The organism is Epibacterium sp. Ofav1-8 (assembly GCF_022348185.1).
In the GTDB taxonomy this organism is placed as follows: Bacteria; Pseudomonadota; Alphaproteobacteria; order Rhodobacterales; family Rhodobacteraceae; genus Epibacterium.
This window is the reverse complement of record NZ_JAKRFD010000004.1, coordinates 320,444-344,482: the sequence shown is the minus strand read 5'-3', so window position 1 is coordinate 344,482 and position 24,039 is coordinate 320,444. Positions and strand designations below refer to the sequence as shown.

The 24,039-nt window shown below is 58.0% G+C and carries 23 protein-coding genes, 3 tRNA genes and 1 pseudogene; 21 read left to right on the top strand and 6 right to left on the bottom strand.

Annotated features, from left to right (window positions below; all coding sequences use genetic code 11):
- Nucleotides 1–444 precede the first annotated feature (444 nt).
- Complete coding sequence (locus MHM97_RS09070; RefSeq protein ID WP_239321997.1) at nucleotides 445–648, bottom strand: hypothetical protein; 204 nt, start codon at nucleotides 646–648, stop codon at nucleotides 445–447.
- Between the two features lie 35 nt (nucleotides 649–683).
- Between MHM97_RS09070 and MHM97_RS09065 the strand changes: the two genes are divergently transcribed.
- Together MHM97_RS09065 and MHM97_RS09060 are read left to right on the top strand one after the other, a co-directional pair.
- Nucleotides 684–1,166 (top strand): DUF2867 domain-containing protein, encoded by a 483-nt coding sequence (locus tag MHM97_RS09065; RefSeq protein WP_239321995.1) that lies wholly within the window; start codon nucleotides 684–686, stop codon nucleotides 1,164–1,166.
- 197 nt (nucleotides 1,167–1,363) lie between these two features.
- Nucleotides 1,364–4,327 carry a PKD domain-containing protein gene (locus MHM97_RS09060; protein WP_239321993.1) on the top strand — a complete coding sequence of 988 codons (2,964 nt, stop codon included), beginning with the start codon at nucleotides 1,364–1,366 and terminating at the stop codon, nucleotides 4,325–4,327.
- A gap of 205 nt (nucleotides 4,328–4,532) precedes the next feature.
- Here MHM97_RS09060 and MHM97_RS09055 read toward each other — a convergent pair.
- Nucleotides 4,533–4,682: pseudogene (locus MHM97_RS09055) on the bottom strand (integrase core domain-containing protein); the annotation flags it as partial.
- Between the two features lie 698 nt (nucleotides 4,683–5,380).
- Between MHM97_RS09055 and MHM97_RS09050 the strand changes: the two are divergent.
- The 11 genes from MHM97_RS09050 (at nucleotide 5,381) to MHM97_RS09000 (ending at nucleotide 14,554) form a co-directional block, all read left to right on the top strand.
- Nucleotides 5,381–5,950 carry a hypothetical protein gene (locus tag MHM97_RS09050; RefSeq protein WP_239321991.1) on the top strand — a complete coding sequence of 190 codons (570 nt, stop codon included), beginning with the start codon at nucleotides 5,381–5,383 and terminating at the stop codon, nucleotides 5,948–5,950.
- Nucleotides 5,951–5,983: 33 nt separating this feature from the next.
- Entirely contained in the window at nucleotides 5,984–7,156 is a 1,173-nt protein-coding gene (locus MHM97_RS09045; protein WP_239321989.1) for a TMEM43 family protein, read from the top strand.
- Between the two features lie 33 nt (nucleotides 7,157–7,189).
- Nucleotides 7,190–7,657 (top strand): hypothetical protein, encoded by a 468-nt coding sequence (locus tag MHM97_RS09040; protein ID WP_239321987.1) that lies wholly within the window; start codon nucleotides 7,190–7,192, stop codon nucleotides 7,655–7,657.
- A gap of 176 nt (nucleotides 7,658–7,833) precedes the next feature.
- Nucleotides 7,834–8,487, top strand: a complete 654-nt coding sequence (locus MHM97_RS09035) for a hypothetical protein (protein ID WP_239321986.1) — start codon at nucleotides 7,834–7,836, stop codon at nucleotides 8,485–8,487.
- A 76-nt stretch (nucleotides 8,488–8,563) separates the two neighbouring features.
- A complete protein-coding gene (locus MHM97_RS09030; protein WP_239321984.1) occupies nucleotides 8,564–9,106 on the top strand; it encodes a DUF4453 domain-containing protein in 543 nt (180 codons plus the stop codon).
- Between the two features lie 152 nt (nucleotides 9,107–9,258).
- On the top strand, nucleotides 9,259–9,531 hold the full coding sequence (locus MHM97_RS09025; RefSeq protein WP_239321982.1) for a hypothetical protein: 273 nt from the start codon (nucleotides 9,259–9,261) through the stop codon (nucleotides 9,529–9,531).
- A gap of 53 nt (nucleotides 9,532–9,584) precedes the next feature.
- The gene (locus tag MHM97_RS09020; protein ID WP_239321980.1) at nucleotides 9,585–10,442 is read left to right on the top strand and encodes a hypothetical protein; all 858 of its coding nucleotides are present in this window, start codon (nucleotides 9,585–9,587) and stop codon (nucleotides 10,440–10,442) included.
- A complete protein-coding gene (locus tag MHM97_RS09015) occupies nucleotides 10,361–11,491 on the top strand; it encodes a hypothetical protein (RefSeq protein ID WP_239321979.1) in 1,131 nt (376 codons plus the stop codon). Before MHM97_RS09020 ends, MHM97_RS09015 begins: the two co-directional genes overlap by 82 nt.
- A gap of 75 nt (nucleotides 11,492–11,566) precedes the next feature.
- Complete coding sequence (locus MHM97_RS09010) at nucleotides 11,567–12,349, top strand: hypothetical protein (protein WP_239321977.1); 783 nt, start codon at nucleotides 11,567–11,569, stop codon at nucleotides 12,347–12,349.
- 274 nt (nucleotides 12,350–12,623) lie between these two features.
- On the top strand, nucleotides 12,624–13,424 hold the full coding sequence (locus tag MHM97_RS09005; RefSeq protein WP_239321975.1) for an autoinducer binding domain-containing protein: 801 nt from the start codon (nucleotides 12,624–12,626) through the stop codon (nucleotides 13,422–13,424).
- Nucleotides 13,425–13,594: 170 nt separating this feature from the next.
- Complete coding sequence (locus tag MHM97_RS09000; RefSeq protein ID WP_239321973.1) at nucleotides 13,595–14,554, top strand: EAL domain-containing protein; 960 nt, start codon at nucleotides 13,595–13,597, stop codon at nucleotides 14,552–14,554.
- Nucleotides 14,555–14,643: 89 nt separating this feature from the next.
- Here MHM97_RS09000 and MHM97_RS08995 read toward each other — a convergent pair whose 3' ends face one another.
- A complete protein-coding gene (locus tag MHM97_RS08995; RefSeq protein ID WP_239321971.1) occupies nucleotides 14,644–15,558 on the bottom strand; it encodes a hydrogen peroxide-inducible genes activator in 915 nt (304 codons plus the stop codon).
- Nucleotides 15,559–15,707: 149 nt separating this feature from the next.
- On the opposite strand from MHM97_RS08995, the gene MHM97_RS08990 reads away from it, so the two are divergent.
- Entirely contained in the window at nucleotides 15,708–15,947 is a 240-nt protein-coding gene (locus tag MHM97_RS08990) for a YdcH family protein (protein WP_239321969.1), read from the top strand.
- 334 nt (nucleotides 15,948–16,281) lie between these two features.
- On the opposite strand, the gene MHM97_RS08985 is transcribed toward MHM97_RS08990, so the two are convergent.
- Both MHM97_RS08985 and MHM97_RS08980 read right to left on the bottom strand, forming a co-directional pair.
- Nucleotides 16,282–16,764 carry a VOC family protein gene (locus MHM97_RS08985; protein WP_239321967.1) on the bottom strand — a complete coding sequence of 161 codons (483 nt, stop codon included), beginning with the start codon at nucleotides 16,762–16,764 and terminating at the stop codon, nucleotides 16,282–16,284.
- A gap of 68 nt (nucleotides 16,765–16,832) precedes the next feature.
- Nucleotides 16,833–17,558, bottom strand: coding sequence for a DUF1428 domain-containing protein (locus MHM97_RS08980; RefSeq protein ID WP_239321966.1), 726 nt, complete (start codon nucleotides 17,556–17,558; stop codon nucleotides 16,833–16,835).
- 98 nt (nucleotides 17,559–17,656) lie between these two features.
- Between MHM97_RS08980 and MHM97_RS08975 the strand changes: the two genes are divergently transcribed.
- The 5 genes from MHM97_RS08975 to MHM97_RS08955 all read left to right on the top strand — a co-directional run bounded on the left by MHM97_RS08975 (nucleotide 17,657) and on the right by MHM97_RS08955 (nucleotide 19,405).
- Nucleotides 17,657–18,310, top strand: a complete 654-nt coding sequence (locus MHM97_RS08975; RefSeq protein WP_239321964.1) for a winged helix-turn-helix transcriptional regulator — start codon at nucleotides 17,657–17,659, stop codon at nucleotides 18,308–18,310.
- 155 nt (nucleotides 18,311–18,465) lie between these two features.
- Nucleotides 18,466–18,542, top strand: a tRNA-Asp gene (locus MHM97_RS08970).
- A gap of 82 nt (nucleotides 18,543–18,624) precedes the next feature.
- A tRNA-Asp gene (locus MHM97_RS08965) sits at nucleotides 18,625–18,701 on the top strand.
- 85 nt (nucleotides 18,702–18,786) lie between these two features.
- A tRNA-Asp gene (locus tag MHM97_RS08960) sits at nucleotides 18,787–18,863 on the top strand.
- Nucleotides 18,864–19,009: 146 nt separating this feature from the next.
- Entirely contained in the window at nucleotides 19,010–19,405 is a 396-nt protein-coding gene (locus tag MHM97_RS08955) for an acyl-CoA thioesterase (protein WP_239321962.1), read from the top strand.
- Between the two features lie 117 nt (nucleotides 19,406–19,522).
- Here the strand turns inward: MHM97_RS08955 and MHM97_RS08950 are convergent, their stop codons facing one another.
- Nucleotides 19,523–20,914, bottom strand: coding sequence for a dipeptidase (locus tag MHM97_RS08950; protein WP_239321960.1), 1,392 nt, complete (start codon nucleotides 20,912–20,914; stop codon nucleotides 19,523–19,525).
- Between the two features lie 482 nt (nucleotides 20,915–21,396).
- Between MHM97_RS08950 and hemA the strand changes: the two genes are divergently transcribed.
- Nucleotides 21,397–22,632, top strand: a complete 1,236-nt coding sequence (gene hemA / locus MHM97_RS08945; protein WP_239321958.1) for a 5-aminolevulinate synthase — start codon at nucleotides 21,397–21,399, stop codon at nucleotides 22,630–22,632.
- A 129-nt stretch (nucleotides 22,633–22,761) separates the two neighbouring features.
- Nucleotides 22,762–23,979 carry a helix-turn-helix domain-containing protein gene (locus MHM97_RS08940; protein ID WP_239321956.1) on the top strand — a complete coding sequence of 406 codons (1,218 nt, stop codon included), beginning with the start codon at nucleotides 22,762–22,764 and terminating at the stop codon, nucleotides 23,977–23,979.
- Nucleotides 23,980–24,039: the final 60 nt, after the last annotated feature.

Here is a 24,039-nt window from a genome sequence, read left to right as displayed (position 1 = left end):
CTCCCGCAGAGAGGCCCCTCTACACCGCGCATCGATCCACGAATATGCCATGGCTCTTCGGAAAGTACGTCGAAGCCGGGCCATTTGCTCGTCAGTCTGCCAGAAAAGATTGCTCATCACGCCCCCTAAAGTTTGGGAGCTTGAAGCAAGATCGCCGGCGAACGGCAACCAAATTAATGGGTCCAGAGCCGAATATGTAGATCGCTATTGGAGCCACGAAACACTGCCAGTACCTTGGATGTTTTTTTGGGTTTGTCGTGTCACAGGTGCCCCATCTCGGTCGTCATCTTAGTGCAATGAACTGGACGAATGCATGAGAGACACCACTGAAACCCTGCGGCCGTTGCGCGATGACCATCTGGCACAGACGCCCCGGGAAATGGCCAAGCTGAATCTCGCTCTGACACCTTCCACACTCATCGAGTTGCGGGTGTCACAGAACAATCAGCACGAGTTGTTTAACAAGATGCGTCTTTCACGCCCCGCAAGACCGGTGGGACGCAGGACAAGCTCAATCTGGTTTTCTTGGGGGCGGGACGTGGCGAACACTTCTTCTTCGACGCCGAACGCGCCGTAGTGGCGGGGATAGGAAGAGTAACCGATCTCGATCTTGGAGGCGTTTGCGCAGCACGCGACAAAGATCGCCAATGTCACCTCAAGCCTGTGAAAGCCGAAAGATCCCGATGAAACGATCACTTCATTCCGTAGAAAAGATCCCCTTACCAATGGGTTCATTGCTCGAGCAATATGTTATGGGGGAGGATTTTCTGGACAGCTATGCCGTCAGCGCTCATGTGCCTGTGCGACAGGCTGCGGAAGAAATTGTGCGCTTTCCCGGCTGGGCTCGCTTGCTCGTCGGTCTGCGGAATGTTCTGACAGCACCATTTGGCCTGTCAGCCAACGGGCCCGAGGCGCCGGATAAGCTAGGCGTTTTCCCCGTCGAAGCAGAAACGAGTGATGAGATAATCGCCGGTTTCGATGATCGGCATCTGAACTTTCGCGTATCGGTACTATCGCGCGACGGCAGCGTGACTTTGTCCACATGGGTACGTCCGCACAATGCCGCTGGGCGACTATATCTCTGCGCGATTTTACCATTTCATATCGCCATCGCTCGTGACGCAGTCAGGCGTGTGGCGCGAATGGCCGATGTCACCCCACCATGAAGCTATGCTCTATCAGGGCTTTTAATGGAATGAAGCGTTCTATGCGTTCAGTCCCGGCATTTGATCGTTCACGTCAGGGTCTTCCTTTTGGCAATCACCCTGAAAGCCGTGGTCATATGCTGGAAATTATTCCTGGTCCTTAGATCTTGGTCATTGAAATCACACCTTAGGCTAAAAGTTTGCAAAGGAACTTTCTAATGGAATATGAAACAACAATTACCGTATCCTCCGCAGAAGAACTCACCAATGCGCTTAATTCCGCAACAGGTGGTGAAACGATTCTGTTGGAACCCGGCGATTACGGAGATCTCGATATCTCTCCCAAGAGTTTGGATAACTCACATGGTGTATATGACAGCACCGTCACCATTCGTTCCGCAAACCCAGATGATCCAGCTGTGTTTTCGAGCGTTGGAATCGCAGGTGGGCAGAACATCCACTTTGCGGATTTGGAATTTGAACTGACCCCAACTGAAGAAACCACCACGACGACCCGCTTGTTCAATGTGCGCAACTGGTCGCCTGATGGTCGCGACGCCAGCAACATCACGGTTGAGAATTCAAAGTTTACCGGGCAGCCCGTCCCCGAGGAGCTGGGCGGCGATCCGCTGGACCACGAAGATGTCGCGGCGCATGGTGGTAATGTTGCGGGTATGAGCACCGGGATCGCGTTTTCGGCGCGTGGTGCTGAAAATGTCACGTTTGTTGGCAATGAAATCGACGGTTTTTTTCGGGGTGCGGTGTTTACCCAAATCGATAATCTGGATGTTTCAAACAACTATGTGCATGATCTTCGTTCTGACGGCTTCGATTTCGTTGAGGTCACAAATGTCCTGATCGAAGGCAATGAGATCCGCGACATGACCCCCTGGCGTCACGAGGATGCACCCGGCCGTGGCGACCACGCGGATTTGATCCAGTTTTGGACCGCCGGCACAGATTCCCCATCGGAGAACATTATCATCCGGGGTAATATCCTTATGGCCACGGATGGAGATGGATCCCAGTCGGTCTTCCTGCGCAATGAACAGGTCGACAGAGGTTTGGCTGGCGAGGAAATGTTCTATCGCAATATTCTGATCGAAGACAATGTGGTCTACAACGCGGTGGCCAATTCCATCGTTGTGGGCGCAACGCATGGTTTGGAGATTAATAACAATACAGTCATCCAGAATCTTGATCGTGATTATGGAAGCGTGACGGTCCCATCCATCAGGCTGTCCCCTGCGTCTGTAGATGTCGCGATCCAGAACAATATCGTGCCGCGTATCGCCAACATGGAAGAATTGTTGGAGAGCGGATACACGATCTCGGGCAATTTGATTACTCAGAATACAAACCCCGGTGGGGAAATCTATGTTGGCAACATTTTCGTAGATGCGCTTTCGGGGATGTATTCTTCAATATCTGATTTACAATTTCTGCCCGATTCTGAATATGCGGGCCAAAACCTGGGGGCATCGCTCACGCAGTTTGATGCAACGCCAGACGCATTGACCCCGCTTGCCGTGGTCAGCTCGGGTGAGTTCACCGGCAACGATTTTGCCTTTTCGTTTGATGCGGGCCTGACCGCGGATGCGCAGGGCTTCACCGATGAGCGGGCAACATATGTCTGGGATTTCGGCGACGGTACCCAAGCTTCGGGGCAGGCGGTGAACCACACCTATGCCGCGCCTGGTAACTACGTGGTAACCCTCACAGTGACGGGCGAGGATGGAACGGTTGCGGTCAACGAGATCCGGGCAAACGTGGACGAGCCGACCTTGTTTGAATTGGAACTGACTGCCGATGGCCCCGTGGATGGCTCCTCCTATGGGGTGGGTCTGAGCGGCGAAGGACTGGCAGATGCGGTTGTAACATTGGAGGATGGCAGCCTTGCGTATCATCTGAACAATGACACGACGATCACGTTGGATCGCACCGCAGAGCACCTCTATAGCCAAGACCAGTTTACCTTCAGCTTGGATCTCAAACGAGACATGGACAGCGATGGTGGCGGCTATCTAATGATGTGGATTAGCTCTATGCGCTTGCGCATGAACGATGATGGCTTCCTCACGTTTGATTTCTGGAATGCTGATGAGGAGCACTATGAGCTGGTGTCCGACATCGCGATCAGTGACACCGATTGGCACAATGTCGCCATCAGCTACAATTCACACAATGAACAGGCCGTGATGTATCTGGACGGCGAAGAAATCGGCAGCGCGCATATGGAGGGGCTGACCGATGTTCAGGAAAGCTGGGGCATGCAACTCGGCTATACATTCCAAGACAACTTCGAGGGTCTGATCCGGGATGTGCGTTATTTGAACGAAGCGACAGATGGTTCTGTGCCAGAGCCCGAAGGTCCGGAAGAACCGCTCCCTGAAAATGTGATTGAACTCGAAGCGACTGGAGAAATACAGAGCGGCACCTTAGACGCGGATCTAATCCTGGGTACAGAGGTGGACGACATTGCCAAGGGGCTTGGCGGCGATGACGTTATCTACATGGGCGAGGGCAATGACCTTGTGAACGCCGGAGACGGTGATGACACGATGTACGGCGGCGCCGGCAACGACACGTTGCGTGGTTTCGAGGGCGAAGACATCGCATTCGGCGGCGAGGGGGATGACCTGATTTACGCCGATGTCGCTTTTGGTGAAGGAGGCAACGACACGTTGCGGGGCGGCTCCGGCGCAGACAGCCTGTCAGGTGGCGAAGGCCGCGACGCAATCATCGGGGGCGCGGGCGATGACGTTCTCTCCGGTGGCAATGGTGTTGATCGCCTGGCCGGCGGAACGGGCGACGATGTTCTGATCGCTGATATGGAAGATGCGCGCCTCAGTGGCGGCAGAGGCTTTGACGTCGTTGTTTTTGCAGAGGCTGCAGATGTATTTGAATTCACGGGCAGGCGCGTCGACGGTATCGAAGCCATGGACTTCACCAATGGTCTGGAGAACACGCTAAATATCACCCGCTGGTATGATATCCGGCAGTCCAATCTAAATGAACTCGCAGTGTCTGGTGATCTGGGTGATGTTGTGAACATTAGCCTTGAAATGGAGAGCGACGGTCAAGAAGAGCGCGATGGTGTCACCTATGATCGCTATATCGACGCAACGGGTGAGACCACTCTGTTGCTAGACGAAGATCTGACCGTCAACTGGTTGCTCTAGTCGGTCCAGCCTTTGAATGACGCCGGCTCTCACAGAGGTGAGGGCCGGTGTTATGTGTTATTTGGATTCGGTCACATCGACGTACGCGCATGGCCTCTGACCTGCTCCATATAGAGGCCGCGCTCATAAGTTCGCTCTGTTCAGGTTTGATGTGCTACCCAACGGACCCGCGGCCGTTGTTAGAATTTCCGCGGTTCCATCAGGTTCACGGGCCGGTGTCGTGAACTGATTTCATCAGGTCTGCCGGGGCCTTTTTCCCGATAGCCCCGTGCGGGCGTTCTTCATTGTAGGCTCTACGCCAAACCTCGAACTGTTTGGCTACATCTTCAAGGCTCATGAACCAGTGCGCGTTCATGCGTTTCCGCTCCTCTCCCAACCAGGGGTTCTCTGCGGAAACCTATAGTCAAAACCGGGGGCGTTTTCTGGGATCACATCACAGGTCATGAGGCATCTGCCTTCGGTAAAACCGGGGCGGTTCACTTACCCGACAGTGTTCTAGCTGACGTATTGGCGCACAAGATCTATTCAGACCGTTTTCATACGACTGAAGAACTTTCGCCGGTGCGCGCAGACAGATATCCCACCCGACCGCAATATGGAGAAATATCCATATGTTTGCCTCCGCCGGCTGTCGCTATCAAACGCTGACCAAACGTCAAACAGGTAACCGACCATGAAATTCACGACCATTCTAGCTGCCCTTGCGCTGACGCTATCCGCACCTGCCTTTGCGCAGGACGCCAAAGGTACCGAAAAATAAAGCGCGCCTGCATCCGCTGCGGACACCCAGGAACGCGGCACTAATCTCGGCAGAGCTGACAAAGGGACCGTTGGGGACGGCCCCAGCAGGGCCGAGCTTCTGTAGCCAATGGTTTGCTGCGCAGGTCGGCGCCAACAGGTGCAATTATCTGCCTCGTTTGCACCTGACGGACGTCGCCTGCGCGCAAAGCAACGTTAGTAGCGAGTAACCTGTTCACCTGACTTCGGGTTCGCCCCAACCGAACAGAGGCTACCAAATTCAAAAAAAACCTTTGAGAACCTGAGCCTCGCCAAATGAAAATCCATCTGAATGAGCCTAATCGCCTCATCCTGAGGGGGACAACCAGCGTCATTTCGGCCGTGTTGTGCAGTATTCTTCTTGTTGTCGTTGGGCTCAGCCTGAGCGCAGCCGTGGCCGGTTACACCGCGGGCTGGGGCGTTGCTGCTGGAGCTGTTTGCATCGGTGGAGGTATTCTATGGCTGGTCTACCACAAAACAGAAGTTGTGTTTGATCGCGCCAGCAACCTACTGACCCTACGAAAAACAATGCTGCATGGCACGCGCGAGGACATCATCACGCTGGAAAACGTGAAGCAGGCTGATGTTGATCTGAAGCGCAATGAACGTAGCAACAACCGGCTGCATGCCAGCTATTCCTACCGGCTGTGCGTGGTGACAGGCGCTGCCCAGAACCGGCATCGTGTTGCGCTGTCCCATGGTTACACAACGAGCAGGCGCCATCTTGTGACGGCGCAGAAAATCAACGACTGGCTGGGCGTCCCCGATGCGCCGATCGCCGTTGGGCCCAGCATGGCAGATGTTGCCGAAGTCATCAAAACCTTGGGTTTTGGCAAAAGCACCTGACCCGCGTATCCAGAAATTTCAAAGGTTTAAATCGTGTCTCAGTTCACGGAAACAACGCAAGTTGGCCTGTTTGCCCGGCTGAAAAACGCCATCAAAGGCATAGGGCTTGGAATCAGCTTTATCGGTATCGCTGTGTATTTTCTGTTTTGGAACGAAGGCAATGCCGTGCGTACAGCTCGGGCGCTTGCCGAAGGGGCCAACCAGGTTGTGTCGGTAGACCACAGAGTAATTGATCCGCAAAACGAAGATCGCCTTCTGCATATAAGCGGCCCGCTTGCGCTTGAGGTGCCGCTGGCGGATGTGGCGCTGGGGATGGTCGCGTCTGCACAAACCGTGCGTCTTGAACGCAAGGTAGAGCAATTTGCCTGGATCGAAGACAAGCAAACCAAGACGGAGACAAAACTAGGTGGCGGGCAGGAAAAGACCACGCGATACACCTATCGTCAGGATTGGACGGATGCGCCAGCCAGTGGAGCAGAGTTTCGGGTTCCCGAAGGACATATGAACCCGCCGATGCCAATCGCATCGAAAGTGATCCGACAGCCAGAGGGCACAATTGGTGCTTTTACCGTAGATGATGAGATTTCAGATCTGGGCGGTTCAACACCGATGCTGTTGGACGCACAGCAAGCGGAGGATGTCGCGCGCGCCCTCTCGCTGGAGCAACCGGCCAAACTGGTCGCGGGGCGGGTCGTTTTTGGTGCGGATGTCACGGCTCCGCAGCTTGGTGATATCCGGGTGAGCTATCACGCGTCTGAAATCGAGGAGGCAAGCGTGGTCGGTGTACAGCGCGGCGACACGTTGGTGCCCTACACTGCCCAAAATGGACGCAAGGTCTACTTGGTGGAAGAAGGACTGAAGACCGCGGACGAGATGTTCCAGACAGCTGTTTCCAACAACACCTTCAAAACCTGGATGTTGCGCACTGGTCTCATGGTCCTGCTGTTTTTGGGCTTCAAGGCGCTGTTCGGGGTGGTGGACGTGATTGCCAGCATTCTGCCTTTTCTGGGATGGATCACGGCCTCTGTTACCTCGTTGATCAGCGTCGCTCTTACGCTGGTTGTCGGTGGCACCACGATAGCGATTGCCTGGGTCTATTTCCGGCCTGTTCTGGCGCTCCTCATCATTGCTGTCGCTTTCGCCGGAGCTGCCGCCAGCGCCTATTGGCTGCGTAAATCAGCGCCCGAGACACCCGAGACACCCTAAATTTCCAACCTATTCCGCGTGACAGGACACAATATGAAACAGATATACCTTTCGATTGGGCTGATGTTTGGCGCAGGCGCGCTTCAAGCCGGGCAATTCTGCGAACTTGACGGCACCGAAATGTTCACCTGCACGCTGAAGGGCGGGATGCGCGGCGTCGAGGTCTGCAATGCGGTCTGGGCAGATGGCACCAAGGCGGCCTACGGGTTCTTCAAATCCAACGGGGCGGTGGAAAAAGAGATCCTGCAGGACATGGCCACGATCACCGCGTCGCCCTGGAATGGCATGGGGAATTTCATGAGCGAGTCCGTGACCTTTGATGGTGGCGGTGGCTACGCCTATGAGGTCTGGTGGGGCAGCGAACGCGCGGCAGATGCCACCGAAATGGGCGGGGTCAATGTTCTGAAAGACGGCGCGCTGATCGCCGATCTCCCTTGCGACGCAGGCAGCGTGAACAGCGACCTTTCTTCGCTCATCGAGCTGATCGAAGCGGCGCAATAAGGGCTGTTATGATGCTGCCAAGAACTCTGTCAGCGGTTGCCATTTTGATGGTGACCGGGTGGTCCGGCACAGCCAACGCACAATCTGTTTGCGGTGGCGAGGTGCTGTTTCAATGTGCAACGGACAACGCCGACTTTCGCGAGCAGATTACCGTCTGCGCAAAGGATCACAGCTATATGCTGACACGTCACGCGTTGGCGTCGGGCGAAATGTACTATGACACGCCGCTGATCGCCGATGCGAATACAACGTGGTTCAGCTGGTCCGAGGACGATCAAGTACGGCTGGAAATCGGGTTCTGGAGCACCGATCTGGCAGAGCCCGTGACCCTGCATGCGGCGGTGCCATGGGACGACATGGAGGAAACGCTTGCAGCGACCGGCGAGTACAGCATGTGGCTGCAATCGCCGCATTGGCGCGCGCAAGTCGATCAGACACTATGCACGCCGGAAACGATCTATGCCGACCCCGAGGTACTGTGGGGCGCTCAGGATACCCGCGGCCCGATTGCCGCGTTCTTTTCCCAGGATGAGATCATCCCGCGCGTAAATACGGTTGGGGTGGCACGGGTGGCTGACACATCTGGCCACCCCGAGGGCCTGCCAGTCTATGCCGCTGCACGCCCCTCGGCCGCAACCCCGATCTGGTGGATGCTACAGCCCGGCGACACCGTTGATATCATTGATCGTGAAAATGATTTCGTCGCCGTTGCCATCCCGACACTGGGCCTGACGGGGTGCTTCTTGCGGCCCGAAGCCCTTGGCCAGCCCTATAACGGGCCCTGCGCCACAGGTTGGGTCGATGGCGCCTATCTTCAGCCAATACAATAACACCGCAGGCATGTGGCGCGTGGTTCCATTTGTCCCAAGCCAGGCCCACGCCCCACACTTGTTTAAGGAGAATACAATGAAAGCACTGGTTCTAACTGCAGCCCTGACCTGCACTGCGGGCACTGCAAGTGCCTTGTGTGAGGACGCGTGGTATTTGCGGAATATGGCCTTCGACAGAGCAGGTTATTGCTTTGGCTCTGCCCTGGGTAAGTCGGTTTTTAGTGCTGAGTGTTCGACGAAATCTCCCAGCCTGAATGACTGGGATCAGCGAATGGTCAGCGCACATAAACAACTGGAAGCCAGCTATAGCTGTAAGATTAATACCAAAGCTCGCCATTTGGCCTCTTCGTTGATCGGTAAGCTGGATGATGTAGACCTCTTGCCGACGCTGTCACAGTTTGAATCCTCCTGTGTTGGGTACACTGGCGCGCCGGTCACATTGACCAGCGGGATTGGCATGCGTGACAGTTATCCTATCGGCACCATAGAGGGCGGCGCGACGGTGTATTTCCGTTTTGAACCTTGGGGCGGGTTTGAGTTCGTTGAGACGAAGACGGGAGCGGGCTGGATTCCCGAAGGATCGGTCAGCCCCGATGACTGCACTGCTTTTGCAGGGTGAGCGGGCTCATGCGTTCTAAGTTGCTTTGTCTCTTGGCCTTTGCGCCTGTCGTTGGTCATGCGGAGTGCCTGCCGCCTGAAACCCAGGCCCTATCATGCGCCTTGCCGAGTGGAGGGCGTCTGGAACTTTGCTGGACGCCGCAAGACGCCCGATTGGCGTTTGAAAAAGAGCCGGGCCTTCCCGCCGAAGTCAGCGTTCCTTTAGGGGATGTGACAGGTCTCACCGCGAATGACTGGGCGTCCTCCACACTGCGCGGCGTGGGGGCGAGCTATGAAGTTTACGTATCCGGACAGGTTGCAGGCATGAACCTGATCCGGGACGGCGGTGGAACCTCTTCATATACCTGCGCAACCGGCACAGTGAATGGATCGCTTGCGGAGCTGAACGAAGCGGCACTTTACGCCCCAGCCTCAAAGGAGAACTAAACGTGCGGTCGTTTTTGACAATATTCGGGGTCAGCCTACTGAGCTCTGCCGGAGTGGCACAGGCCTTTTGCGACGACATTCTGGCGACACAGGTGCTGTGCCTTACTGAGGATGCAGATGAAATCAAAGTCTGCAGCAGTCAGCATCCTGAAACAGGAGATCCTGTGTTTGAACTCCACGTGACGCCTCAGATCTCGGATGGTCCGATCTATCGGCTTGCCGCCGATGTACCTTTCGGCATGACGCCGGGTACGGGTGGATTCCCGTGGGATGTGCATGAGTTTTCTTTTCTGCATGAGGGCGGGCGCGCTGTACTCAGTGTGAAAACACCCATGGATACTGACGACACCTCTGGTGCGGAAATTTGGCTGGATCTATTTGGACGCGGAACCGCCCCGGATCGCAGCCTCTCTTGTATGCAGCCGGCCCTGAGTGCGGAAATCGACAACCTCTTGGCGTTGCGTCGTGTCTCAATCAATACCATGCGGACGGGGCCAAGCGCCGACAGCGCTCCGTTTTACCAGCCGAGCAAGCCCATCCCCGGAGCCACGCCCCATGGCAGCTATAACTGTCGAGAGGTCGCCGGGGTGTTGAGCAATGAAGGCACCGAAAACGGACAGATCGCGCTCTATGCGGCACCAGCGGAGGAGGCCGCGATCCTTGGCTATGCCTTTCCCTCCGATCTTGGCTCCGCTTTTGAATGCGTCTCTGAGGACGACTATTCTGGCATAATCTGGATAGATCCCAACAAAGGCGACGGTGCCGGTGGCTATATGGCCCAGCTCGATTTTGAGGCACGTCTGGCTGCCTGCTCCATGACGCCCGATGATTGGCCGCCGAACATGGCTTACTGGGGCAATTGCTCCAGCGCGTGGGTGAAGCAAGGCAATATTGCCGGGTTTGGGGGCTAACGCAGATGAAGCGCTACTTAATCGCGGTGAGTTTCGCCGCCTGTGCAGCTCCGGCCTTTGCCGGCTGTGAGGGCGGCGGGACACAGGTATTCTATTGTGACACGGAGAATGCCTCTCGCGTCCAGGTGTGCCTGCAAAATGAAACCGTTCAGTTTCTCGGCGGTCCAGACCTGTCTGACCCAGTCTATGACCTGTCCATGCCAGTGCGGTTCATGCCCTACCTTTCAACTGGTCTCGCGCAATCCGAAGAAGATTTCAGCTACATCCGTTTTTATGAAGGAAAACGGGTTTTCACTGTGGGCGTCGATCGGGATCTGGAATTCGCCTCCGTGTCTCTGGGACTGGCACATGATTTCCTGCCTGCGAACGAGGAGGCCTGTAACCCGGATTCTATTGTCGATAACTTCCACATGCTTGACCAGTTTGCTCATACTACGGGCCGGGTCGCTCCGGTTGTATCCGTTCCCGAGGTGTCACCGGACTGTGGGTCGATCCATGCACTGCGGCCTGCGGAGTGGATGGAGGACAAGGATGTCAGTCCGATCCACCTCGGGCCTGAGGAGGTCACAACCGAGGTCATCCCGGTGGATCAGAAAGTGCGCGTTTGTGGCGCTCCGGTTGAGGGCTGGCAGGGGGTACGGTTCCAGTCATATGGGTTTGAGTGCGATTTGAACGCACCGGATGCAATCGGCGCCGTGTGTAGCTCCGGCTATGTGCGCCTGTCTCAACTTGCAGAGAGCTCTGGCCCAGAGTCCGAGCTTTCCCGCCCGCAAGCGCTTGCCTGTCAGGCTGGTGGCTTTCGGTTTGTGATGGCGCGCGCCGATACCGGGGCCGTCACAATCGAAAACGATCAGCTGCGTTTGACCCTGTCACCGGGATCGGGGCTACAGACCACCACCGGCACCGGGTCTGAGCAGGTCATGCGCTTGAACGACAAGCTAACCCTTTCGGTCTCTTACGAGACGCTTGAACTCAATGTGTCCCACAGCGAGCAGGGCCAGCAATCCGGCATCTGCGTACCTGTAGATCTGAGCGAAGTGTCAAAATGATCTGAGATTTGCCCCTGCTGCGGGTTAACCCATGGCAGGACTTTGTTTTTCAAACCAGTTTTCAGGAATACCTTGATGATCTACAATCATGCTCTTGCGACAACCGTCGCATTGATCCTGTCGCATAGCGCAGCGTCTGCCGCAGATCTGGCAACCATTGGCAGCGCCAATTTTTCCCAATCTTCCGCCCAAATTCGCGCGAGTTTCGAGGCGGAGGGCTATCGCTGTGAACGCTTGGACGTGATGGAACCTGACGATGGAAAACTTGACGAAAAAGGCTGCGCACTTTGGAAGGACGAGTTTTCCTTTTCTAGCTCGGATACGCGCGTGATGTGGACGATGCGCTATCAAAAAGACAACGAGATGCGGATCCTCGTCCTTGGTGAGCAGCAAGACCTGGATCGCGTGTTGATGCTTGGCCAGGCCACGTTTTTCGAAGATGCGGCCATCGAGATGTCCTCCTCGGAATTCCTGGAGGATAGGCTTGCTGTATTGTTCGAGGTCACACCGACATTCGGCACCTTCGATACCTCCGAGGATGCGTTAGATCTGTGCTTCCTGATGACGGAAGATGCCACTGTCGTGACCCCTGAGGACTTGCCGAGTTCTGCATTGGAGGAAAACCAGAGGTTTCTTGGCTCTCCAATCAGTCCGGCAGCCATCCTCTGCGAACGTTGGATGAACCACAAACGCGATGCGGTTGTCGATTTTGCCCGATCAGATGCAGGTCCCGCCTATGCGCGTAAGATCGTGTATTACGCCGAGGGCGGCAAACCTCAACAGTACATGGATATGTTGTGGAACGTTCAGGCAACTGTGGACTGGAACAGTGGAAGCGTTCCTACTTCGGACAAATAGCATTTTGTAGCAAACAAAAGGTCACTGGCCATGAAAGGTTCCGTTCGCCGTTGAACCTTTCATGGCAATCCTCTTGTGGGTCATGCTCTTTCAGAGCGCAGCCAAGTTGACCAGCGCCCAAACCGTAGAAGGATATGCCCGGCGAGGAAACAGTGCAGAGGTGGCGGGGTGTTGCTCTCACGGCTAGAAAATTCCCCTTAACTCCTTAATAAAGATTGATATCTCGGATTTTGAATTTAATCTTGTGGCACTTCAAAATCTGTGAGATCAAACTATGAACGCCCCCTTCGACCTGATGGTGGATATAACCGAAGCGCCTTCTCTTGATGCAAAGTATGAGATTTTTTCGAGCTTCATTGAGGCGGAGTATGGCTACATCGGTGTCAACTACGTCCTTTTCACAGATACGCGGTCGCTACAGGGCATTCACAGCAACCATGTCTCAAAACGGTCGGGTCTCCCTGATGAATGGCGTGAGATCTATCAGCGAAACAACTATGCTCGGGACGACCTTGGCATGCGGATGGGTGCTTTGGCCCATCAACCCATACTCCAATCGAGCTTTTACCGTCTATTGCAGGAGGAGAAGCTGCCCCAAAATTTAGCCCGTGTGGTGGGCGGGGTGCGCGATTTCGTGTCCTCTGGAGTGGTAATCCCACTTGAGGCCAATGGTGTCAGAGCAGTCGTGGGACTTTATGATACCTCAGGAAAAATTGCCAACCATGACGCGCGTTTTGAAAGGGACAGGACGATCATCCAAACGCTCGCAACTCATCTTCACATGTGCAGTGATTGGTCGGACGACATAATACTCCAGATGGGCTTGAGCGATATGAACCTAAAGGTGCTGCGTTTGAAAGCGCAAGGCTTGCGGGTGAAGGAAATCCTATATGAAATCAAACGCGACAACCCCAAAACTGTCGATAATCACATGCAACGGGTTCGCAAGGCGTTGGGTACACGCAATGACATGGAGACTATTCAGCGTGCGGCGAAGCTTGGGTTGCTCCAAGAGGATAGCCTTCACGCTTACCAGGTTAGCCCCCAGCTTTATGACGCGCTGAGGCTACGGTGAAATCGGATCGGGACATCGTTTGTGTCAGAGATTTCATGAATCTCTCCACTGGAATGCCAAAGGTCCTGTTGGGTCTGTGAGCCGATCGGTATGCCTTGGGGATCATGACGTGCAGCACAATCGCCGCGTCGGTGCTGGTCTTTGGGAGACAGCGACCGAAGGTCCGGAACGTGCTGGCAGCCTCCTTGTGCCTGCCGCGGAGTCTGCCGCGCGCGGCGCACGACAGTCCCGCATATCTCCAAACCCCGAACGGCGACCACGTCCGCGTGCGGCCGTTGCTGCGCGACAATCGTTTCTTCACCTCTTTGACTAGGAGTAACGGTAGCAAGCAGAGGGTGACCACATTGACTGATTTAGAAAAGTGTAAGGCTTGTCGCAACGGTAAGGGGTTCGAGATCCCCATTTCGATGGCGTTTCAGCCGATCGTTTCGCTCGGGGCTGGCAAGGTTTTTGCCTATGAGGCTCTTGTGCGGGGACAAGACGGGTCCGGCGCCGGGCAAGTGTTCGAACAGGTAAACGAAGACAACCTCTATGCCTTCGATCAGACATGTCGAAAAACCGCGATCGAACATGCCAGCCGCCTGGACCTCGGGGACAGCGGGGCGCTTCTTTCGATCAACTTCCTGCCCAACGCGGTCTACGATCCAAATGCTTGCATTCGCCTGACGTTGGAAACAGCCAAAAAGACAGGCTTTCCGCTTACTCAGATCATGTTTGAGTTCACCGAAGTCGAACGGATCTCCGTACCGCATCTTCTCAATATTCTCAGCACGTATCGCCGCCTCGGTTTCCTGACTGCAATTGACGATTTCGGGTCAGGCTATGCCGGCCTCGACCTGCTGTCGCGCTTCCAGCCCGATGTGGTGAAGCTCGATGCCGGTCTGATCAGAGACATTGACGACTCAAACGTCAAACAAACCATTGTTCGGCACGTGGTCAGGATGTTGGAGCAGCTTGGTATCATCGTCGTCGCTGAAGGTATCGAGACCGAGGGAGAGTTCTCCTGTCTCTATGACCTGGGCATCGACTTGATGCAGGGCTGGCTGTTCGCCAAGCCAGGTTTTGAAAGCCTGCCCGGAGTAAAATGGCCGCAAGCCCTTGTGGAGCCGCTGAATAGCCGCCCGGCATGATTTACCCGCTGTAACGCCCATCCAGCGCTATCACATTTCACAGAAAACTGCGGGGGTTGCGCCGCGTCGCATGTGGCAGGCTGCACGCGCTATTGCGTCGCGCGGGTGCGTCGTTCCTCGGCAGAAATGGCTTCGGCCAGATGCAGGAAACTTGCCGGGTTGCCGCTGGACACGCGCCAGGCCAGGCCGACCTGCCGGTCGAGGCCGGGTTTCAGGGCGACGACGCTGACATCCCCTTTGCGGTTGTCGATTTCCGATTGCGTGTAGGATCGCGGCATCAGCGTCACCCCCATGCCGAGCGCAACCATCTGCCGGATCGCGTCCAGGCTGGTCCCGTCGATGTCATCCCGCATTCGGGCGCCGACTGATTGCGCCAAGGTCTCGACCTGTTGGCGCAGCGAATAGGCCGGGTTCAGGCTCAGAAGCTGTTCCTGCTCCAGCTCGCGCCTGTGCACCGTGCCAGCGTCAGCCAGCGGGTGGTCGCGCGGCACCACCAGATGCAATGGTTCCCGGAACATGGGGTGAAAGCAGATGTCATCCCGCAGGATTGGCGCCTGGGTGAGGATCAGGTCATGTTTGCCCGCGGCAAGGTCGTCCAGCAGGTCGCGCGAGGGGCCGTCCCGGATGATCAGTTTGAACTCCGGATAGGTTTCATGCAGGCGCTTCAGAACCAGCGGCAGAATATAGGGGCCAATGGTCGGCGACGACCCCAGTCGCAGGGTGCCGGTCAGGGTGTCATGCCGTGTTGCCGAGGCATTCACCAGCAGGTCGCAATCCGCAAGAATGCGTTCCGCCTTGGCGGCGATATCGCGGCCGGCTGCGGTCAGGATCAGCCCGTTGCGCCGCCGTTCGACCAGCGATGTTCCGACGATCTCCTCCAGCGCCGCGATCTGCAGGCTGAGCGAGGGTTGGCTGATGCCCAGCTGTCGCGCGGCGCGGCAATACTGCAGGGCGCGGCTCAGGACCACAAAATAGCGCAGGTGGCGCAAGCTGAGTTCAGGCATTCCGCCCTCCTGAATGTGGGTCCAGTAGAATAGGTAATTCCTATGCTAATCCATATTAGAATTGTATTGCTTGTGGTCAATGCCCTCCCCACATGACCTGTACCTGCATAGCAAGCACGCAGGATTGTTCGGTAAATAGGAGGTTCGAGATGAAAGACAGCCCCAAGGTCAAAGCGTTTTCCTTGGAGGTTCGGTTGACGAAACTGCGCCTGAAGCACCAAACGCTCAAAGCGAGGATCGCGCGTGAAATGAAACGCCCGTCCCCCTGCAGTGCGAGCCTGCAGATGCTGAAACGTCAGCGGTTGCGGATCAAGGACGAGATCGTCAGCTGCGCCAAACGGCTGCAGTCTCTGGGGCACACGACCTTGGCCCAGCGGGAATGGATATAGGGAGCCGCCGATGTTTCTGATGATCCCTCTCACCCACACGGCGTCGCCGCATTGGCGCAGCGGCGACCTCGACGATATGCGCCGCGCCATTCTGGACGAGGATGAAGACTGCGACGGACCCGACGGAGGCTGTCCCGATGTCATCCCCTTGACCGTTGCGTCAAGGTCCAGAACCTAGCCGGCTGCCGCTCCCCTCACGGACATGGGAGCACGGACCCCCGATCACCGTCGCCGCGTTTGCGGGCGGTGATCGGGGGTATCACCGTATCTCCGAAACACTACAGCGCGCGCCCCTCTCTGGCTTCAGCCGCGCAAGCGGGGGCGTGTTGCGCAATCAGGCAGGTGCAATGGCGCGTTCAATAGTGGCCACGTCGATCCGTGACATCTGCATCATGGCCTCAAAAGCCCGTTGCGCAGGAGCGCCTCCAGTCTCCATCGCCTCCATCAGCACCCGTGGGGTGATTTGCCAGGAAATGCCCCAGCGATCACGGCACCAACCGCAGGCGCTCTCTTCGCCGCCATTGGTGACAATGGTGTCCCAGTAGTGGTCGGTTTCCGCCTGATCTTCGGTCGAGACCTGAAAGGAAAACGCCTCGCTATGGGAAAAGCGGGTGCCACCGTTCAGGCCAAGGCAGGGGAGGCCCAAGACGGTGAAGGACACGGTCAGCACCGTGCCCGCCGTACCCCCCGGATAATCGGCGGGCGCGCGGTTGACCGCGTGCACCGCGCTGTCGGGAAAGGTCTCGGCATAGAACCGTGCGGCGGCTTCAGCCTCGGTCTCATACCAGAGGCAGATGGTGTTCTTTGCAAGTGGCAAAGTGGGACCTCCTGCTGTGAGGGTCTGGCATGGTGCGCTGTCAAAGCGGGCGCGCGGGGCAGGGGGCGTCAACTGCGCGCGCTGCAATCGAGCAGGGGCTCAAACCCGCCCCACATCATGCGCATGCCGTCAAAGGGCATGTCGGGAATGTCGGGGGCATCCTGTTTTTCGTCCATCAGCTTGATGGCCTGCAAATAGGTCTCCCGGTCGGGCCAGGTGGTCCAGCCGATGACCGGAACCTCACCGTCTTGTGCCTTGGTTGCACGGAAGAAATCGGTCTGTTTGCCCTTGGGGATATCGGTGCCCCAGGCTTCGGTGATGCTGCTGGCACCGCCGCTTTGGAACATCTGCCAGATTGGTTCGATCATGGCCTCGTATTGCGATTTGTTGTCTTCGGGCACGGCGAGCAGGAAGCCCTGATAATAGCCGGTGTCGGGCGTGTCTCCGGCAGAAAAGAGCGGGGAGAAGCCGCCAAAGATCATGCGGGCGCCATCAAAGGGCATCTCCGGCAGATCTTTCATGGCGGGGTCGTTTTCCATCTTCTGCCAGGAGGCATCCGCGGTCGCCTTGTCGGGCCATTCCATCCAGGAAAACACCACCGTTTCATCGTCCTGCGCGACCACGGCCTGATAGAAATCGGTGACTTTTCCAGTTGGCACATCGCTGCCCCAGGTCTCCACCATGCGCAAGGCGCCATAGGAGCGAAACAGCGGCCAGGCGGCCTTGGCATGGTGCAGGTACTTGTCCTTGTTGGCGGTTGGAACGGCAGCCAGGGCGCCTGTGAAATAACTCATGATGTATCACCTCGCAAAAAAGAACAGGCAGGCGAATCCCTGCTTGCAGCATCAGCGTGCCAGCGGTAGTATGAAAAAACAACTGAAAGTACCAAAAAGTGACTAAACAGGCAAAGCCCAAACGACCGCGCTACGACGAAGGCTGCCTTGCGGCGCATGCGCTGAACCTGATCGGCGACCGCTGGGCGTTGCTTGTGGTGCGCGAATTGATGTTCACGCCCAAACGGTTCCAGATGATCCGCGCCGGTCTGCCGGGGATCACCGCAAGCGTGCTCACCGGGCGTTTGACGCAACTGGTGGAAATCGGCGTGGTGCTGCATGACACGCGGCTTGGGGTCTATTCCCTGAGCGGGCAGGGGCGGGGCCTGCTGCCGGTGCTGGAATCCCTGTGTCGATGGGCGCTGATCATGCCGGGACATGATCCGTCGCGGTTCATCAGCCCGTCTGCCCTGATGATCTCCATGGGGGTGAACCTGATCCGGGAACGCGCCACGGGGTGCCGTCTGACTGCAGGCTTTGATTTCACCGATGAGGCGTTTGAGATGCGTCTGGACGGCGCGGCTCTTGAAACCCGCTTTGTGATCCCGCCGCAGGCCCCGTTTGTGATCACCGGGACGGGGAACACAATGGCGGCTGCGGTCTACGGTGCAAGGCCGCTGTCGGACCTTGTGGCGGCCAATATGGTCACCGTCAGCGGCGACATGGCGGCGGCGCAGGAGTTTCTGGCGCTGTTCCAGCTCGCAAAGACCTGATTGCGGGGTATTCTCGAGGATTTTCAGGCTCTTATTCAAAAGAGCCATTTTTTTCAGTGGAAAGCCCGGAAAATGGCATTTCTGCGCTTGACGCCCCCCGCGACCTGCGAATATTACACCCCAACGTTCAGCCACGGTGCTGGACGCAACAGCAAGCGGTTGTAGCTCAGTTGGTTAGAGTGCCGGCCTGTCACGCCGGAGGTCGCGGGTTCGAGCCCCGTCAACCGCGCCACTGTTGCCCTGCCTGAGGGGCCTCTTAGGAGGATCAGGACCGTCCCGGAGGGAACACGCTGACCGAGGTCAGCAATGAAAGTGCGGTTGTAGCTCAGTTGGTTAGAGTACCGGCCTGTCACGCCGGGGGTCGCGGGTTCGAGCCCCGTCAACCGCGCCACTTTCACCCCGCCTGTGGGGCCTGTCACAAGGCATCAGGACCGTCCCGGAGGGAACCCGCTGGCTGAGGTCAGCACTGAAAATGCGCGGTTGTAGCTCAGTTGGTTAGAGTACCGGCCTGTCACGCCGGGGGTCGCGGGTTCGAGCCCCGTCAACCGCGCCACTTTCACCCTTTCTCGTTAAAGCTCTCAAAACACAGGCATTTGACGCGCCGTGGCGCGATCACTGCGGTTTTGCCTTTTCCTGTGCGGGCGCTGGCGACACAGTGGGGATGACCCCAGCCATCCGTTGACAGATGAGAGCCAGCCCATGTCTTTGCCAGAAAGCCCCCCTGAAACCCAACCCACAATCCGCGTGATTGCGATGCCGACCGACACCAACCCGGCGGGCGATATCTTTGGCGGTTGGTTGATGAGCCAGATGGACCTTGCCGCAGGCACCATTGCCTCGCGAGTGTCAAAAGGACGGGCCTCAACCGTGTCGGTCGAAGAGATCCAGTTTCACCGCCCGGTTCTGGTTGGTGATGAGGTCTCGCTTTATGCGGAAATGCTAAAGATCGGGCGGACCTCGATGCGAATACGGGTCCGTGCGTGGCGGCGGGCCCGTCATCAGGAAGAGACCCAGCAGGTGACCGAAGCGATCTTTACCTTCGTGGCGCTGGATGACCACGCGCGCCCAAGACCGGTGCTGCGCGCGGAGGAATAAGAGCAGCGCTTATTTTAATGAACTTAGCCGTCCGATCATTAGGTTGGACAGCCCCCACCCTAGGTCGGCGGCTGTCCTTGTGGCTTAGACGGGGGCGCTGAATGCCCCCGGGACGCTTTATGCCTTGCTCAACGCGTCCAAGACACGCGCCCAGGAGCGGATACCCTTGTGAAAGCTCTCCAGGTCGTATTTCTCGTTCGGAGAGTGGATCGCGTCATCCTCATTGGCAAAGCCGATCAGCATTGCGTCCATTCCGAGGATCGACTTGAAATAGCCGGCCACCGGGATAGACCCGCCCATGCCGGAGAACACCGCCTCGCGGTTCCATTCGTCGGTCAGCGCGCCACGGGCGGCTTCAAACTCGGGGCGGGTGGTGTCGATCACATAGGCAGGCGCCCCATCCAGATCGAGATCCCATTTCACGGTGCAATCCGTGGGCAGGCGATCCTCGACATGTTTGCGGATCTTCTTGCGCAGGTCTGTCGGGTCCATGTCGCCCACCAGACGGCAGGTGATCTTGCAATGGGCCTCGGACGGAATCACCGTCTTGGTGCCCGCACCCTGATAGCCGCCCCACAGACCGTTGATCTCCAGCGTCGGGCGCGCCCATTGCTGTTCCAGCACGGAATATTTCTTCTCGCCATGCGCCTCGGTGTAGCCGGCATTGGACAGGTAGTCTTTTTCGTCAAAGCCGCAGCCTTCCCACTGGCGCAGGATATCGGCGGGCACCTCATGCACTCCTTCATAGAACCCCTCCACGGCGACGGCACCGGTTTCGGTGTCGTGGAAAGAGGCGATGATGTGGGAGATCTCGCGCAGCGGGTTGAGGCCGGGGCCGCCGTAATGACCGGAATGCAGGTCGATCTTGGGGCCGATCAGGGTGAACTCATCCTTCATCATGCCGCGCAGTTGCGACGCCACCGACGGCACCCCGCGCGCCACCATCGACGTGTCGCAGATCAGCGCAATATCCGCCGACAGCTCCTCCTTGGCCGCATTGAGGAAGGGGATCAGTGAGGGCGAGCCGGATTCCTCTTCACCCTCAAAGAAGAAGGTGATGCGGCAGGGCAGGGTGCCATGCACCGCCTGCCAGGCGCGGCAGGCCTCCACAAAGGTCATCAGCTGGCCCTTGTCATCCGATGCCCCACGGCCCCGGATCACTGTGCCATTGGCGGTCTCTTCGAGCTTCGGCTCAAAGGGCGGCGTGTTCCACAGGTTCAGCGGATCCACCGGTTGCACGTCGTAATGGCCGTAAAACAGCAGATGCGGGCCGTCGGTGTTTTCTTCGCCCACATGGCCCACCACCATGGGGTGGCCCGGTGTTTCGCGCTTTTCGGCCTTGATGCCGATGGAATTCAGATCCTTCACCAGCCAGTCAGCGGCGGCGTCGCAGTCGGCCTTATAGGCGGGGTCGGTGGAAATGGAGGGAATACGCAAAAGCTCCAGCAGCCGGTCGGTGGCGGCGGAAATATCGGAATCGATCTTATCGAGAACCGGGGTAAGGGACATGGGTCGCTCCTGAAAATAGTGCCTGCCCGCACCGGGCGCGATCACACATCGACAGGGCCGGGCGGGTCTCGGGGCGGAGCCTAGCAGCGCACTCTGACAAGGGCCAGTCGCACGATTGTATCAGAACATCGCGGGCGGTTTTCGGCGGGTGCGGTGCTTTTCAAACACCGTGTGCACGCAAAACCCGTTGCAGAACAAAGGTTTCCGATCCGCAACATCGCCCACCCCCTGCGGCGTTTTGCGCGCCGGGTGCATGGCGGCTTTGATGGTCGGCATGCTTGCCCGAAATCCAGAATGGTTCTAAAACCCCTGAAAGGTTTATTTGACCTGTATCAAGGATGGTGGGGGCCGTGACACTCTATCACGTTGATGAGGACAAGGGTGCCGGTTAAATACCGCGACAAGGATTGCGGCGGTTGCTGCCCCAGGGGGCAGGTCGGGATCAAGACGCAGCCAGGCCGGAGTGGCACCGGCAGACAGCTATGGAGATGACGGTGGACTATACCGCACAACTCGACGCAGCGATTGAACGCCTTCACGAGGAAGGCCGCTATCGGACGTTCATTGATATCGAACGCCGTCGCGGTCAGTTCCCGCATGCGGTCTGGACCCGCCCCGATGGCAGCGAGCAGGACATCACCGTCTGGTGCGGCAATGACTACCTCGGCATGGGCCAGCACCCGGTTGTGCTGAAGGCGATGCGCGAGGCAATCGACGCCACCGGTGCGGGCTCCGGCGGGACGCGCAATATCTCCGGCACCACGGTCTACCACAAGGAACTGGAACACGAGCTGGCCGATCTGCATGGCAAGGAGGCAGCGCTCCTGTTCACCTCCGCTTATATTGCCAATGACGCGACCCTGTCGACGCTGCCCAAGCTGCTGCCGGGGCTCATCATCTATTCCGACGCGCTGAACCATGCCTCGATGATCGAGGGCGTGCGCCGCAACGGCGGCGCCAAGCGGGTCTTCCGCCACAATGACGTCGCCCATCTGCGCGAGTTGCTGGAGGCTGACGATCCCGCCGCGCCCAAGCTCATCGCCTTTGAGAGCATCTACTCCATGGACGGTGATTTTGGTCCGATCGAGGAAATCTGCGATCTCGCCGATGAGTTCAACGCGCTGACCTATATCGACGAGGTGCATGCGGTGGGGATGTATGGCCCGCGCGGCGGTGGCGTGACCGAACGTGACAACCTCGCGCATCGCATCGACATCATCAACGGCACCCTCGCCAAGGCCTATGGGGTCATGGGCGGCTATATCGCGGCGTCGGAAAAGATGTGCGACGCGATCCGCTCCTATGCGCCGGGGTTCATCTTCACCACCTCGCTGGCGCCGTCGCTGGCGGCCGGGGCTGCGGCCTCCGTGCGCTATCTGAAGACCGCGCAGGAGCTGCGCGACAAACATCAGGAACAGGCGCGCATCCTGAAAACCCGGCTCAAGATGATGGGGCTTCCGATCATCGACCATGGCAGCCACATCGTGCCAGTGATGGTCGGCAACCCGGTGCACACCAAGAAACTGTCGGACATGCTGCTGGCGGATTACGGGATCTACGTGCAGCCGATCAATTTCCCCACCGTGCCGCGCGGCACCGAACGGCTGCGTTTCACGCCCTCTCCGGTGCATGGGGGCGGGGAAATGGATCACCTTGTACGTGCAATGGACAGTCTGTGGTCGCATTGTGCGCTAAATCGCGCCGAATTGGCCGGTTAATCCACAGCGAAGTGTTCTGTAAACGGAATCGTGTTATCGTTTCATCAATGAAACCTCGCTGACGAATCGGGAATCGGTTGATACAGCGGGGAATGTCGCAAAACGGCAGGTATCGATGGGACAGCAGGCATGATCGGGCGCCTTACGCAGCGCACATCCAAACGTCGTGAAGACACGTCAGAAGCCCCCCGCGGTTTTGACGATTTCGAGTTGCGACTTGGTGACATGATGCGCGGCGAACGCGCCACCATGGGCAAATCGCTCCTGGACGTGCAGCGCGAGTTGCGGATCAAGGCCTCCTACATCGACGCCATCGAGAATTGCGACCCTTCCGTCTTTGACACGCCGGGCTTCATCGCCGGCTATGTCCGGTCCTATGCCCGCTATCTGGGCATGGATTCCGAGCGCGCGTTTGAGGCCTTCTGTGCCGAAAGCGGCTTCTCCGTGGCCCATGGCATGTCGTCCGAGGCCTCCGTGCGCAAGCGCCAGGATCTGCCCGCCGCAAGTCCCAAAGGGCTGGGCGGCGATGCCTTTGCAACCTCCACGACCCCCTTTGTGCCTGTGTCCGACGGGATCTGGTCGCAGATCGAACCCCGGGCGATCGGGTCGTTGCTGGTGCTGTTCATGGTGATCGGATGTCTGGGCTACGGCGGCTGGCTGGTGCTGCGCGAGGTGCAGCAGGTGACCTTTGCGCCGGTCGACCAGACACCGGAAGTGCTGGCGGAGCTGGATCCGCTGGCCTCTGCCGCGCTCACCACAGCGGGGGCAACCACGGAAGACCCCGCCGCAGAGGCGCTGGACCGGCTCTATCGCCCGCAGGCGCTGGACGTGCCGGTGCTGGTGGCGCGCGATGCGCCGATTTCCACCCTCGATCCGCGCGCCCAGGGCAACTTTGCCGCGCCGGAGCAGCCGGGGGTTGTGCTGGCCGAAGCGCGATTGCCCGCAGATGCAGCGTCCGAAACGCAGGTGCCGCAGGTGCTTGAACCGGAGACCCCCTCGGTCGAGATGCTGGCGGTGCGCCCTTCCTGGGTCCAGGTCAAGGCCGCCGACGGCAGCGTGATCTATGAAACCATCATGGAGCCGGGTCAGACCTTCTCGGTGCCGTTGACCGAGGATGCGCCGCGCCTGCGCACCGGCGAGAGCAGCGCCATCTACTTTGCGGTGAATGGCCAGCACTACGGCCCCGTTGGCGGCCGCGGGCAGGTGACCAAGAATGTGGTTCTGTCGCCGGATGCGCTGAGCGAACGCTTCCAGGTTGCAGATCTGGACGCCGAGCAGAACCAGGCCCTGGCCACCATGGTCGCCCAGCTGCGCGCCGCCACCCAGCCGGTGCCCGGCACCGATTGACCCGCGCGGTTTGGTGCGCGCGCACCGATCAACTCTTTGACCGAGGCCCCGGACAGCCAT

Bases quoted from the DNA above. Each gene is read 5' to 3' on its own strand.
- MHM97_RS09065 (WP_239321995.1), top strand. From the start codon at position 684: ATGAAACGATCACTTCATTCCGTAGAAAAGATCCCCTTACCAATGGGT.
- MHM97_RS09060 (WP_239321993.1), top strand. From the start codon at position 1,364: ATGGAATATGAAACAACAATTACCGTATCCTCCGCAGAAGAACTCACC.
- MHM97_RS09050 (WP_239321991.1), top strand. From the start codon at position 5,381: ATGAAAATCCATCTGAATGAGCCTAATCGCCTCATCCTGAGGGGGACA.
- MHM97_RS09040 (WP_239321987.1), top strand. From the start codon at position 7,190: ATGAAACAGATATACCTTTCGATTGGGCTGATGTTTGGCGCAGGCGCG.
- MHM97_RS09035 (WP_239321986.1), top strand. From the start codon at position 7,834: ATGCTGACACGTCACGCGTTGGCGTCGGGCGAAATGTACTATGACACG.
- MHM97_RS09030 (WP_239321984.1), top strand. From the start codon at position 8,564: ATGAAAGCACTGGTTCTAACTGCAGCCCTGACCTGCACTGCGGGCACT.
- MHM97_RS09010 (WP_239321977.1), top strand. From the start codon at position 11,567: ATGATCTACAATCATGCTCTTGCGACAACCGTCGCATTGATCCTGTCG.
- MHM97_RS09005 (WP_239321975.1), top strand. From the start codon at position 12,624: ATGAACGCCCCCTTCGACCTGATGGTGGATATAACCGAAGCGCCTTCT.
- MHM97_RS08995 (WP_239321971.1), bottom strand. From the start codon at position 15,558: ATGCCTGAACTCAGCTTGCGCCACCTGCGCTATTTTGTGGTCCTGAGC.
- MHM97_RS08990 (WP_239321969.1), top strand. From the start codon at position 15,708: ATGAAAGACAGCCCCAAGGTCAAAGCGTTTTCCTTGGAGGTTCGGTTG.
- MHM97_RS08980 (WP_239321966.1), bottom strand. From the start codon at position 17,558: ATGAGTTATTTCACAGGCGCCCTGGCTGCCGTTCCAACCGCCAACAAG.
- MHM97_RS08955 (WP_239321962.1), top strand. From the start codon at position 19,010: ATGTCTTTGCCAGAAAGCCCCCCTGAAACCCAACCCACAATCCGCGTG.
- MHM97_RS08950 (WP_239321960.1), bottom strand. From the start codon at position 20,914: ATGTCCCTTACCCCGGTTCTCGATAAGATCGATTCCGATATTTCCGCC.
- hemA (WP_239321958.1), top strand. From the start codon at position 21,397: ATGGAGATGACGGTGGACTATACCGCACAACTCGACGCAGCGATTGAA.
- MHM97_RS08940 (WP_239321956.1), top strand. From the start codon at position 22,762: ATGATCGGGCGCCTTACGCAGCGCACATCCAAACGTCGTGAAGACACG.